We start from the raw sequence: 11,957 nt of genomic DNA, 5'->3' as shown, positions 1-11,957 counted from the left end.
CTGTCATTTTTTTATTTCGGAGCGGCAACCGATGTTGCAGAGCCGGAATAATCGATAATGACAGGTTTAGAGGTTTTAGCATCTTTGTTTACAAAGATCACTGTTAGTTTACGCTCTTTCGGCATACCATTGTACTCGCCGCTGATAGCACCGATATTGAGCGTCCGTGCCGATTCATCATAGTTTAGTTTTATGGTTGCATAAGCCCCCTTTTCATAGTTGTAATTAGTTCCTTCGTCTTCGTAGATAGTGAATTCTCCGTTTGCTCCCGTATATACCTTGATAGTCAGTTCGCCGGCTTGCGATTCGGTTGTATTCTGAATCACCTTACCCATCGGAATAATAGAGCCTTCGCGCACAAACAGCGGCATTCTTTCGTATGGAGCTGCGATATTCAATGTTTGTCCTCCTGTGATATATTTATTTGATTCGAAATCGTACCAGTTGCTTCCGGCAGGGAAATACACCTCGCGCGAGCGGGCTTTGTATTCATATACCGGGCAAGCCATAAAGGCAGGCCCCAACATATATTGGTCGCCTATGTCGTGCGTTTTGGCATCGTTGCCGAAGTCCATTACCAAGGCACGCATAATGGTGTAATCGTCGAAATAAGTTCTTCCGGCCAAAGTATAGATATACGGCATCAGGCGGTAGCGGAGCTCGGTGTAATATACCATACTCTTATAAGCTGGATGCGTGCTCGGAGCAAGGTTGTATATTTCGCGTGTAGGATATTGTCCGTGGCTGCGGAATAGCGGGCAGAATGCTCCGAATTGGAACCAACGTGTGTTCAACTCGCGCCATTCGTTCATATCTTCCGATCCTTCTTTGGCTGCTTCGTAACGTTTTTCTACGCAGAATCCGCCGATATCCATTGTCCAATAAGGGATTCCCGACATGGCAAAGTTCAATCCCGCCGAAATCTGAGCTTTCATATCTTCCCAGCGGGTAGCAATATCGCCACTCCACGTAGCAGTAGCATAGCGCTGCAATCCGGCAAAACCCGAACGTGTAAGCTGGAAGACGCGCTCATTCGGTTCTTCTTCCTGCAACCCTTCGTAGATGGCTTTCGCATTCATCAGCGCATAGACGTTGAAGTATTCGGTCGACGGGCCTAAAGCTGTCGGGCCACACAATGCCTTGCGATATTCCATGCTGGTACAGTCGCGCACATTCGGCTCGCTGGCATCCATCCACCAGGCATCTATGCCGAGTACATACAAATGTTCTTTCATCTGTTGCCAGAATAGTTTCTGCGCATCAGGAGAATAGGCGTCATAGAACGAGCCTACATAGCCCGGCCCTATCCAGTCGCGGATGCTGTCTTTTATCGCTTGCTGGTACATCCAGCCTTTTTCGTCAAATTCCTTGAAGTGCTCGGTAGTCATATAGAATTTTGGCCACACGGAAATCATGATGCGGGCATCCATTGCATGCACCGAATCTACCATCCCTTTCGGGTCGGGGAAACGTGCCAGATCAAACTCATGGCTTCCCCAGGCATTTTCAGGCCAATATGACCAATCCAGAACGATATTGTCAACAGGGATTTTCCTATCGCGGTATTCCTTCAACGCTCCCAGTAATTCGGATTGCGTTTTATAGCGTTCGCGGCTCTGCCAGTATCCCATCGCCCATTTCGGCATAATCGGAGATTTACCCGTCACAGCACGGTAACCGCCTATGACATCGTCCATATCTTTCCCGTTGATGAAGAAGTAATCTATCTCATCGCCCATTTCAGACCAGATAGCCAGCTTGTTCTGTTCTGCTTCGGGACGCGGACTGAGTGCTTTCAGCCCCATATAAGAAATACCTCCGTCGGGTTTCCAGTCGAGTTTTATCTTGTGTTTCTCGCCGGCTTTCAGGTCAAGGTCGAATTTGTAACTGTTCGGATTCCATGCAGTACGCCATCTTTCAGGAACAATTTCTTTATTGTCCAAATAGATAGTGATATATCCTGCATAATAAAGGATGAAGCGGTAATTGCCCGATTCGGGTGCTTCAATTTCTCCTTCCCATGTAACGCGGGAGTTGTTGAAAGGAAAGCTTTCGGGGAAGTTTTTGATAGTTGTGAGGTTTTCATAGTCGATAGTCGCCTCTGTGCGCTCTACAAAAATATTCTTCGGATCGCCGTTCACCATATAGGTAGCTGTCAATCCGCCTTCGTTCCCTTTTTTATCATATAGTTTGAATTGGTCCAAATCGGTATACGGGCGGGCATCGCCAAAACGGCTCAACGAATAGTTATCCCACAGGATACCGTAATTCTTGCTCGAAAGGACAAAAGGTACAGACACCTTAGTGTTGTACTGGAAAAGTTCTTCGTTTTTGCCTTTATAGTTAAATTCGTCGGACTGATGCTGTCCCAATCCGTAGAATGATTCATCGTCGGGCGATTCGAATACCTGTTGCATAGTATAGGCTTTTTTGCCTTCTACTTCTACGGGTTCGAATGATTTTCCGCCACCTTTATTCTCGGCAAGGATAACATTGCCTTCGAGGTCGGTAAATACTACCTCGCCTGTCGACAACGACACATTGGCTATTGTAGTAGCTGTTTTCAAAGCAACGCTTCCTTCTTTTTCCTCTATTGTCCAGCCTTCTTTTTTTGTATCTTCGAATGCTGTAATAAGGCTTTCCCTTTTGGAGAAATCCGATGCCGGGGTGGCTGTCACATGAATGATATCATCTGTGATAACTTGCAGACGTACTTTTTTTACAGCCAGCGGATCATTGTTGCTTACATTCACAACAACGCCATCTGCCGTTTTCTCATACGGTCCTGCACATGATAATAAGAAAAACACCAATAGTAATGGTATAACGGATAAGTAGTTTTTTCTCATGGCATATATTAGATTTTAAAATTTACTTTTACCTCGAAACAAAAGTATTTTGAATCGATAACACAGGCTTGCTTAGATGTTTATAAAGCCACCCTACTTATTTCGGGACAGAGGGCGATATGTTTCTAAAAAGGGGGTAATTTTGTCACCAGACAGCATCGGAAAGATTATTTTCTTATATTTGTTTTGTGTCTGAAAATACCATGAATACTATGAAAATATGGATGTTTCTTGCAGCTTTGCTGTTACCGTTTTCCGCATCTGCACAATACGAATTTTCCCACCTGAATAATACCAACGGCTTGTCGAGCAATCAGGTCGTATGTATCTATAAAGACAGCCGCGGCTTTATGTGGTTTGGTACGAATATGGGGCTGAACAGATACGACGGAATAAATATCAATGTATACAAACATTTCAAAAATGATCCTGCCAGTTCTCCTTACGATAGGTATCTCTCTATCCAGGAAGATATTGCCCAACGTCTCTGGCTCACGGTAGACGAGGAAGTATATGTCGTATACGATTTGCAGGAGGAGCGGTTTACGCAAAATACCGATTCGGTACTTGCCTCATTCGGGCTGCCGCCTAATCCGGCAATCATCGAGATAAGCGCCGAAAAAGAAATCTATTGCTATTACCGCAACGACGGGATATATACCCACAACGGCGACGACAGTACGCTGACAGTTTACAAGCAGGGCGAAGGGAAAGATTTTATAGAGGGCGACTTGCTGAAAATGAAAATCTCGCCCAACTACATCTGGATTCTGCATAAGGATGGTGTACTGGAACGGATAAATAAAAGGACAAAAAAAGTCGACTTCCGCAATACCTTTTTCAAAGGGAATATGAGCAGTTCGACCGTACCCAAATACCTGTTCATCGACAACAACGAAGAGCCTTGGATATATCCGGGCGTCTCCGACAAAGGCACTGTGTATTACGATTTTTCGTCTACGAAATGGATAGTGCTCGAAGAAGAATCTCCGCTTAGGCTGTCAAATAACTTCGTGCGTTCCGTAGAACAGGACAAAAAGGGACTGATATGGATAGGAACCGACCACGGAGGCATCAACCTTTTCGACAAAAAGACAAAGCAAATCAAGGTGCTGAAAAACAATATATACGATTCGCGGTCGATCAGCCAGAATTCTATTATCAGCATGTTCTGCGACAACGACGGAATCGTATGGGTAGGCACGTACAAAAATGGCGTATCGTATTATCATCCTGACATTTATAAGTTCAACAAAAACGAATTGCTATCCTATCTCGAGAAACGCTCCGAGGTATTCGACTATAACAGCATATTCAAAGACTCGGACGAAAATCTGTGGCTGGGAACAAACGGTCAGGGATTGATAAGATATAACGAGCAGAAAAAGGATATAACCATCTTCAAACACGACCAAACCAACAAAAACAGTGTTTCGTCCAATATCATAACATCCATCATCGAAGATCACGAAAAGACGCTTTGGATAGGAACTTTCCTCGGTGGGTTGAATAGCTATCGCGACGGGAAATTTACGCACTACCAGATAGAAGAAGGAAATAAAAACTCCCTCAGCAGCAAGAGCGTATATGGTTTGGCCGAAGACGCATCCCACAACCTCTGGATAGGTACACTCGGCGGAGGGATAGATATGCTGGACGCCAGCCGGAAGCATTTCACAAACTACAATACCCAAAACACACCGGACATGACATCCAACTATACCCTCTCGACATTTTCCGACGACGGGAAAAAGCTATACATGTCTTCCGACAGAGGTATCAATGTGGTTAATACAAAGCAAAAAACAATAGAGCCGCTGCTCGACGACCAATACATGCAAAGCTCGTTATCCAGCTATTCCTGCAACAATATGATTATCGACTCGCGGGGATTGTATTGGATAGCAACCGACAAAGGGCTCAACCTCTACAACCCCTTCGACCATTCCATGGAGCACCTGACGCAAGCCAACGGTTTGCCGAGCGACGAAGTTGTTTCCCTCATCGAAGATGACAGGCAAAATATCTGGGCAGGTACGCGCAACGGATTGGTATGTATCTACTGCGACACCTTCCAGAGCAATAAGCTGGAATATTATATCGCCTATTTCGACGAGAAAGACGGGCTTCCCGGCTCTGTCTGCAATATGAATGCCATACACAAAGACGATGACGGCATCATCTATGTGGGGCTGACAAAGGGATATGTCGCCTTTCATCCCGAAAAAATCAGTTTCGACACCAAGCTACCGCAGGTGAGGCTGACTAATCTGCTTATATCTAATCAGGAAGTCAAGCCCAATATCCCATACAAAGGGCGGATTGTCATAGAAAAAACCATCGGCGACCTCGACGAATTGAAACTGAATTATAACGAAACGAATTTCACCCTATTATTTTCGGCGCTCAGCTACCTGAATTCCGAGAAAAACCATTACCGCTACAAACTCGAAGGCTTAGACTCCGATTGGACTGAAATCAAAAACGGCGTGGGTTCGGCATCCTATTCCAACCTCAGGCCGGGACGCTACAAACTGATTGTGTACGCCAGCAACGGCGACAACATCTGGTCTGAACAGCCGCTGGAAGTGATTATCACCGTCAAGCCGCCCTTCTGGCTATCGTGGTGGGCTTATCTGAGTTACTTCCTGCTATTGGCATTGTTGTTAAGGGTTTTCCTCAAATGGCGTCTGGATAAGCAAAAACGCGAATTCGAACAGGCACAGAAAATCATGGAAGCCGACAAAACTCACGAACTGGATGAACTGAAAATCCGTTTCTTTACCAACATCAGCCACGAGTTTAAAACTCCGCTCACGCTGATACTGACACCGGTAGAGAAGTTGCTGAAAGATGCCCGTTCGGAGGAACAACAGACGATGCTGACAATTGTCTACCGCAATGCCCGCAACCTGCTGAAAATGGTGAATGATATCCTCGACTTCAGGCGGTTCGACCTGAATAAGATGACGCTTAACCTGACCAGCGGGAATATTATTGCCTTTGTGAGAGATATGTGCCAGCCATTTTCGTCCATTGCAACGGAAAAATCTATTAACCTGACATTTACGACTTTCGTCGATAACCTGACGATTGAGTTCGATCCCGAAAAGATAGAAAAAATCGTCACCAATCTCCTGTCGAATGCCTTCAAGTACACCGAAAGCGGCAATGTAGACGTCAGCATCGGTATTCGCGAGAATTTACAGGATAACAACCAAAACCTGCTGTCTATCAAAGTATCCGACACCGGCATCGGCATTCCTGAAGAAGAGATAAGCAAAATATTCGACCGCTTCTACCGTATCGAGCGTGCCGACCATTCCTCTCAACCGGGAACGGGCATCGGGCTTCATCTGGTAAGTGAATACGTAAAACTTCACAACGGCGAAATCTCTATCGAAAGCGCCGTAGGCAAAGGAACTTCTTTTACGGTCTATATTCCGTTCTCGCGCTCCGAATATATGATTACAGGCAAGCAGGAGGTTATAGAGCCATCCGACAGCGACGAATTGAGAGAAGAGATACAACCGACCGAGGAAGTCATCAAGAAATCGGATATATCCATACGTCCCAACCTCCCGACATTGTTGATAGTAGACGACAACGAAGATTTCTGCCGCTTCGTCGAAGCACTCTTCACCGAAGACTACCACGTCATTACCGCCAACGACGGCGAAGAGGGTTATACGGTCGTATTAGACCAGTTGCCCGACATCATCCTTTGCGACGTGATGATGCCCTTAATGGACGGATACGAATTCTGCCGGAAAGTGAAAGGCGACATCCGCACCTCGCACATACCGCTCATATTGCTTACGGCCAAATCTTCGGAAGAAAACCAGTATCTTGGCATCGAAGCCGGAGCCGACGACTACATTTCTAAACCGTTCAATATAGATATGCTCAAGCTGAAAATATCGAAGATTATCGAACGGCAGAAAAAATTGCACACCAACTTCAAAAAGCGCATAGATATTTCGCCAAGCGAGATCGAAATAAAAACAATGGACGAAAAGTTTGTCGAAAAGGCTATTGCCATCGTAGAAAAGAATATCGGCAATTCCGATTTCTTGGTCGAAGGCCTTTGCAAAGAAATGGCAATGAGCCGCGTCTACTTCTACAAGAAGATTCTGGCGCTGACGGACAAAACGCCATCCGAATTTATCCGCTTTATCCGCCTGAAACGCGCCGCCGACCTATTAGAGAAAAGCCAGATGTTCGTCAACGAAATTGCTTTTCAGGTAGGGTTCAACGATCCCAAATATTTCCGCAAATATTTCAAGGAAGAATTTGGCATAACCCCTAATGAATACAAGAAAAACGCTGAAAAATAAACCGGAAGGGAGCAACATCACAACTCCCTTTTGTTATCAAATACTCCCCTCGCCTAAATAGGAGAAGCCCCATATCGGAAACATGTAGGAATGAGTTTGTTGATGTACTTATTTATCTTTGTTCTATACCAAAAAAGATAATTTAACCATCGATACCAAATGAAAAAGCATATCCCTTTATTAATCCTGTTACTTTTGTTCGCCCGTTTCACTCTATCCGCACAACACGTACATCCGTTTCAGGATACGGCACTTTCGGACGAAGAACGCGTTTCGAACTTGCTATCGCTGATGACGATAGACGAAAAAATAACCGCTCTGTCCACCAATCTGGGCGTCTCCCGATTAGGGATACCCGCTACGGGGCACAGCGAAGGGTTGCATGGATTGGCTTTAGGCGGGAGCGGCAACTGGGGCGGATTCCGCATCGTATACGGGAAAGCCGAACCACAGACCTACCCCACCACCACATTCCCGCAGGCATACGGATTAGGCGCAACGTGGTCTCCCGAATTGATAAGGAAAGTGGCAGACATAGAAGCCGACGAAATACGCTACTACGCGCAAAACGACAAGTACAAAAAAGCAGGCATGGTGATGCGCGCACCCAATGCCGATTTAGCCCGCGATCCACGATGGGGACGCACGGAAGAAAGCTTTGGCGAAGATCCGTATCTGGTTTCGCGCCTGACGGTTGCCTTCGTCAAAGGATTACAGGGCGACGACAAACGCTATTGGAAATCGGCCTCTTTGATGAAGCATTTTCTGGCTAACAGCAACGAAGACGGGCGCGACTCTACCTCATCCAATTTCGACGATCGCCTCTTTCACGAATACTATGCCTACCCCTTCCGCAAAGGCATAGAAGAAGGCGGCTCGCGAGCCTATATGGCAGCATATAACAGTTGGAACGACATACCGATGACGATTCATCCTATCTTGGATTACACCCGAAACGAATGGGGGCAAAACGGCATTATTTGTACCGATGGCGGAGCTTTGAGTCTATTGATAAAAGCCCACAAAACATATGCTACCCACACCGAAGGGGCTGCGGCCATCGTAAAAGCCGGAGTCGGACAATTTCTGGACGAATATCGTCCGTATGTCTACGAAGCGCTCGAAAAAGGTATGTTGACCGAAACGGATATAGACAATGCCATTCGCGGCAATTTCCATGTCGCACTTAAACTCGGATTATTGGATGCCGATCGCACTAAGCAACCCTATGCGCATATAGGAGTGACGGATACTGTTGCCCCGTTTCGCCGGCAGGAAGTAAAAGACTTCGTCCGCGAAGTGACGGCGAAATCTGTTGTCCTGCTGAAAAATGAAAGAAAATTCCTGCCTCTTGATAAAAAGAAGATAAAGAAAATAGCCGTTATCGGCCCGAGAGCCGATGAAGTTATCCTCGATTGGTACAGTGGTACGCCTCCTTATGTCGTAACCATACTCGAAGGCATTCGCAATGCCGCTGGAAGTGATATAGAAATCATTTTCGCAGGGAGTAACGAGGTAGACAAAGCTTACGAAGCTGCTAAACAAGCTGATGTTGCCATCGTCTGCGTAGGAAACCATCCATACGGTACAAAAGCCGATTGGAAATATTCGCCTGTTCCGAGCGACGGGCGTGAGGCTATCGATCGCAAAGCCCTGACACTGGAACAGGAAGACTTGGCAAAAGTCGTTCACCGCGCTAATCCGAATACACTGATGGTGCTGGTCAGCAGTTTCCCTTTTGCCATCAACTGGTCGCAGGAGAACCTTCCTGCCATATTGCACGTGACCAATAACAGTCAGGAACTGGGTAACGGGGTGGCTGATGTCATCTTCGGTGAATATAATCCTGCAGGCAGAACGACACAGACATGGGTGAAATCTATTGCAGACCTCCCACCGATGATGGACTATGATATACGCAACGGACGCACCTACATGTATGCCAAAACGAAGCCTTTATATCCGTTTGGTTATGGATTGAGCTATACTACATTCAAATATAAAAACGTAAAGCTGTCCGGCACTTCTTTGTCCGAAGGCGAAACACTTACCCTTTCGGTCGAAGTTGCCAATACAGGTAATTACGATGGCGACGAAGTTGTACAACTTTATGTGACCTATCCACAATCCAACGTCTCGCGCCCGATGAAGCAGTTGAGGGCTTTCAAACGGGAGACAATCGAAAAAGGTAAGACCAAGACCATAGAACTCAAACTGGCTGCCGAAGATCTGATGTACTGGAATGCGGAAAGGAAGAGATTCGAACTCGAAGCCGGAAAGGTGAACCTGTTAATTGGCGCATCGTCGGACGATATCCGCCTAAGCAAACAAATAACGATAGTAAAATGAGAAAATATATTCTATATCTGATTCTATTCAGCGCTCCGCTGCTTAGTCAGGCACAAGAATACAGGTGGGGATACCATTTCGACCGTCCCGCAGAGATATGGGAAGAATCCATCCCGCTCGGGAATGGACGCATCGGCATGATGCCTTGGGGAGGTGTTGACAAAGAACGCATCATCCTCAACGAAATATCGCTTTGGGCAGGTTCGAAACAGGATGCCGATAATCCCGATGCCAATAAACACCTGTCGGAGATTCGCCGCTTATTGTTCGAGAATAAGAACAAAGAAGCACAAGAATTGATGTACAAAACATTCACCTGTCTGGGTGGCGGAGGAACGGATATCACACGGTTCGGCAACTATCAGAATCTGGGGAACTTATATATCCAATCGCTCTATTCCGATTCGCTTGCTCCCGTGAGCCGCTACAAACGTTGGCTGGATATGGACAAGGCGCTTTCGGGCACAAGTTATCAAAAAGGGGGTATTACCTATCACCGCGAATATTTCACCTCATTCACCGAAGACGTCGGCATTATCCGTTATACAGCTGATAAAAAAGAGGCAATATCCTTGTTGCTTTCTCTCCAACGCGACGAAAATTATCAAATAGCTATCGAAGACAATTGCCTGACGATAACGGGACAGATGCCAAGCGCTTCGCCCGACGGAGGGGTTATATATTATGGTAAAATACGTGTGGAAAATCAGGGCGGGGAATTAGCCCTAAAAGGCAATAAAGTCGAAGTAAGAAATGCAGACGAAGTCGTTATATACGTATCACTTGCAACCGATTTCGGCAAATCCGTACCGGCACAGGTAATAGCATCGGATGTATTAAGAAAAGCCGATAAAGACTACCTACACGCAAGAAAACAACATAGCGAAGCCTATCAGCAATTATTCGGTCGTGTAGATGTAACATTGGGTAGGAATGACAATTCATCCTTCCCTATAGACAAGCGTCTGGAAGCTTTTGTTTCGGACAAAACAGATGCCGATTTAGCAGCCCTCTATATGCAATACGGACGCTATCTGCTCATCTCCTCGACACGCAAAGGCGGTTTACCGCCGAATTTGCAGGGGTTGTGGGCGCCGCAAATTTATACTCCTTGGAATGGCGATTATCATCTGAATATCAACCTGCAAATGAATTATTGGCCTGCCGAAACAGGCAATTTGCCCGAGCTGCATACCACTTTGTCCGATTATGTGAAAACATTGGTCGAGCCCGGAGAAAAAACGGCGCAAATATACTACGGAAGCCGCGGATGGGTGACACATATCTTGGGTAATGTCTGGCAATTCACTTCGCCGTCCGAAGACCCTTCGTGGGGAGCGACCAATACCGCCGGAGCATGGCTATGCCAGCACTTGTGGCAACATTATGAGTTTACGCTGGATAGAGAATACCTGCGTTCGGTATACCCCGTGATGAAAGGTGCGTCGCTGTTTTTCTACGACATGCTGGTCGAAAATCCCAACAATGGTTACTTAGTGACAGCCCCTACCACCTCGCCCGAAAATAAGTATATAACCGCCCATAACGATACGTTGAGCATCTGCGCAGGCTCTACGATGGACAACCAGCTTGTACGCGAGTTATTTACCAATACCATTCAAGCAGCATCGGTACTGGGTATCGACAAAAATTTCAGAGAGGAATTAGAAGATAAGAAAGCGCATTTAGCTCCTACCTCCATTGGCAAATATGGTCAGATAATGGAGTGGATAGAGGATTACGATGAGGCAGAACCGCATCACCGCCACGTGTCGCAACTATATGGGCTGCACCCGGGTAACGAGCTGACATACGAACAAACGCCCGAACTGATGGAGGCGGCAAAAGTCACGCTCCGTCGGCGGGGTGACGAATCCACCGGCTGGTCGATGGCATGGAAGATAAATTTCTGGGCGCGGTTGAAGGATGGAAACCACGCGTATAAACTGATAGGCGACTTATTCAAACCCGCCCGAAACAATTGGGGAACTTACCCAAACCTGTTCAGCGCGCATCCGCCTATGCAAATAGATGGTAACTTCGGAGGCTCGGCAGGCATTATGGAAATGCTCCTGCAAAGCCATGCCGGATACATCGAACTGCTTCCTGCCATTCCCGACGAATGGGCAGAAGGCGAAGTAAAAGGCTTGAAAGTGAGGGGGAACGGAGAAATCAGTTTTTCGTGGAAGAATAAAACGGCTAAACAGATTACATTAAAAGCACTCTCTACCAACCGCTTTGCGCTTAAGCTGGCATCGGCAAATGTCTCCGTAAAGGGAGTAAAAGATTATAAAATAAAGGATAACATTCTGTATATGAATATGTACAGAAACGAAATAGCAACCATAACTGTCAAATAATATTCCTGTCGGTTATATCAAATAGCTAACTATGTTAGTTATACTATAGTAGATTCTTCATC

General features: G+C 46.2%; 4 protein-coding genes. 3 read left to right on the top strand and 1 reads right to left on the bottom strand.

Annotated elements, in window-relative coordinates:
- Window positions 1–11 precede the first annotated feature (11 nt).
- Window positions 12–2,849 (bottom strand): TIM-barrel domain-containing protein, encoded by a 2,838-nt coding sequence (locus D0T66_RS03480; protein WP_163355650.1) that lies wholly within the window; start codon window positions 2,847–2,849, stop codon window positions 12–14.
- A 203-nt stretch (window positions 2,850–3,052) separates the two neighbouring features.
- On the opposite strand from D0T66_RS03480, the gene D0T66_RS03475 reads away from it, so the two are divergent.
- From D0T66_RS03475 to D0T66_RS03465, 3 genes are all read left to right on the top strand, one after another.
- Window positions 3,053–7,186 carry a two-component regulator propeller domain-containing protein gene (locus D0T66_RS03475; protein WP_163355648.1) on the top strand — a complete coding sequence of 1,378 codons (4,134 nt, stop codon included), beginning with the start codon at window positions 3,053–3,055 and terminating at the stop codon, window positions 7,184–7,186.
- A gap of 159 nt (window positions 7,187–7,345) precedes the next feature.
- On the top strand, window positions 7,346–9,535 hold the full coding sequence (locus D0T66_RS03470) for a glycoside hydrolase family 3 C-terminal domain-containing protein (protein ID WP_163355646.1): 2,190 nt from the start codon (window positions 7,346–7,348) through the stop codon (window positions 9,533–9,535).
- Entirely contained in the window at window positions 9,532–11,895 is a 2,364-nt protein-coding gene (locus tag D0T66_RS03465; RefSeq protein WP_163355644.1) for a glycoside hydrolase N-terminal domain-containing protein, read from the top strand. The genes D0T66_RS03470 and D0T66_RS03465 overlap by 4 nt, the downstream gene beginning before the upstream one ends.
- The last annotated feature ends 62 nt before the right edge of the window (window positions 11,896–11,957 follow it).

The sequence above is a fragment of the Dysgonomonas sp. 25 genome (assembly GCF_010501075.1).
In the GTDB taxonomy this organism is placed as follows: domain Bacteria; phylum Bacteroidota; class Bacteroidia; order Bacteroidales; family Dysgonomonadaceae; genus Dysgonomonas.
The sequence above is the reverse complement of the archived record's forward strand: the minus strand, read 5'-3'. Positions and strand labels throughout refer to the sequence as shown.